We start from the raw sequence: 1,700 nt of genomic DNA on the forward strand, positions 1-1,700 counted from the left end.
AGTTCGTTGGCAGCGTGGTGTAGGTGTTGAAGCCGCTGCCGGCGTAGCTGGGGCCGTTGCTATTGCCGTTGTATCCTCCGGAAAACGACGGATCCGCGCAGGAGATCAGCGATAGGGTGAGGAGGACGGTGGGGAGAAGCAATGCTTTCTTGAGGTGTGTGGGTTTCATGTGGGAAGGGTGGAACAGGAACCGGGAAGATGAAATGAGGTGTGTACCCCATATGGGACTTGGTGTTGGAGCAGGGGGTGTTGCGGGCTGTCCTCAATGGCGCTCAGCTCATGGCGTTGATCGTGGGTTTTGGAGTTGGAGACAATTCCGTCATCCGCGGCCTTGCCGTTGCCGGTCTCATGACCTCCTACTCGTCCTCGTCCTCGCTATTCCGCATTCCACCAGTCTCCCGGTCTCCCAGTCTCCCGGTCTCCCAGTCTCCCAGTCTCCCAGTCTCCCAGTCTCCTCGTCTCAAACTCTCAAAGTCTCCTCATCTCAAAGTCTCAAAGTCTCAAAGTCTCCTCGTCTCCCGGCCTCCCAGTCTCCTCGTCTCAAAGTCTCAAAGTCCCGCCACGGCCACACCCGCACCATCTCACATCGCAGCCGATACTCCCTCGGACGATGCGGCAAAGCCGTCGCCGTTTGCCTCACGGACCGATAACGCTGGAAGAGCATGACCTTGTGGATTGGACCTGCGGAACCAACTCAGCGCGGCCTACACCACAAGCTGAATTCCCTCACCCGTCTCACAGTCTCAAAGTCCCCTCTTCTCAAACTCTCCGCCTCCGCCTCCCCATTTCACCATTCGGTGTTCCTTGTTCGATATTCGATATTTTTTCCTCCGCTCCCACAGTCTCAAAGTCCCAAGGTCTCAAAGTCTCAAAGTCTCCTCTTCACAAGGCCGACTCGGAAGGAATCCAGCCGGGCTAGCCCTGCGGTGTGACCAGCGGGATCATGTCAGGGATTGCAGACTGCACCCGTTTTCCCCATCGTCTATCCAGCCATGGCATAGATCGCCGGGCGGTAGCGCGGGACAGGCACCGGCTTCTTGTGCTTCTTCGCCGCTGCCAGCCATGCCAGCTTAGCAGCCAGCACCTCATGCAAAGCCTGCTCAGGCGATGCCCCAAACGCACTGCACGACTTCAGGTCCGGCACATCGGCGATGTAGCCGCCGTCTTCCGCGCTGTAGAACAGATTGATGTGGTAGTCGCTCTTCGCTTTCATTCGCGCATCGTAAGCTGAAACTCCTCAATGTCGCGCAGGAATTGCTTCACTTGGTACGGTTTCGCCTTGCCCTTGTCGTTTTGGAAATTGAGTGGTCTCGAAGCCTTCTCATGCACAAAGATGTGATGGCTGCCGCTCACCCGATCTAGCCTATATCCAAACGCCACGGCCAAGTGACACAGCTCCGCAAACCGCACATTCTGCGGCGCATTCATCGTCTTGAGGAGCAGTTTACGGAGCTTCATCGATTGGTGATCCAATAATAAAACAAGTGTGCCCCACGCTTTCTCTTCGGCATCCTGCTAGATGAGCGTGCGGCGCGAATTCCACCGGCACTTCCGCATGAAACCGCCCGGGATTTGCCGCCATCACCACGATGCGGTTGGACAGAAACACGCTCTCGAACACGCTGTGCGTCACGAACACGACGGTGAAACGCTGGTCCTCCCACAGCTGCAGCAAATCATCGTTGAGCTTGAAGCGGGTG

General features: G+C 56.9%; 2 protein-coding genes and 1 pseudogene. All 3 read right to left on the reverse strand.

Annotated features, from left to right (window positions below; genetic code table 11):
* Nucleotides 1-982 precede the first annotated feature (982 nt).
* Nucleotides 983-1,213, reverse strand: coding sequence for a type II toxin-antitoxin system HicB family antitoxin (locus tag RMO84_RS02640; RefSeq protein WP_310486904.1), 231 nt, complete (start codon nt 1,211-1,213; stop codon nt 983-985).
* Nucleotides 1,210-1,458: a type II toxin-antitoxin system HicA family toxin gene (locus tag RMO84_RS02645; RefSeq protein ID WP_310486905.1), complete on the reverse strand. Its 249-nt coding sequence runs from the start codon at nt 1,456-1,458 to the stop codon at nt 1,210-1,212. Before RMO84_RS02645 ends, RMO84_RS02640 begins: the two co-directional genes overlap by 4 nt.
* Nucleotides 1,445-1,700 (reverse strand): annotated as a pseudogene (locus RMO84_RS02650) (hypothetical protein); the annotation flags it as partial. The pseudogene RMO84_RS02650 and the gene RMO84_RS02645, both read right to left, overlap by 14 nt.

The sequence above is a fragment of the Chamaesiphon sp. VAR_69_metabat_338 genome, assembly GCF_031423935.1.
Classification (GTDB): Bacteria; Cyanobacteriota; Cyanobacteriia; order Cyanobacteriales; family Chamaesiphonaceae; genus Chamaesiphon.